1 protein-coding gene is annotated in these 230 nt (G+C 75.7%); it reads left to right on the forward strand.

Going from position 1 to position 230, the window contains the following annotated elements:
* Positions 1 to 230 (forward strand): hypothetical protein (locus KVT14_RS21890; RefSeq protein ID WP_217617441.1); only part of this gene is annotated, 230 nt, incomplete at both ends.

The raw sequence follows: 230 nt of genomic DNA on the forward strand, positions 1-230 counted from the left end.
CGGGGCCCTGACGGACCGCCCGCGGTTCGGCTACACCGCCGAGGCGCCCCCCCCCCACGTCCTGGTCGTGGTCGACGGCGGGCCCGTGCCGGGCGGCAACGCGATCCACACGACCGACGGCGTGCTCGGCGTGACCGTCCTCGAGCTGCCGGACCGCAGGGACGAGCTCGACGAGCCGACGACGCTGCGGCTCAACGTAGGCGGCGCGGTCGCCACCAAGGAAGCCGTAC

Origin of the sequence: Cellulomonas sp. GbtcB1 (genome assembly GCF_019091725.1) — a bacterium.
Taxonomy (GTDB): domain Bacteria; phylum Actinomycetota; class Actinomycetes; order Actinomycetales; family Cellulomonadaceae; genus Cellulomonas.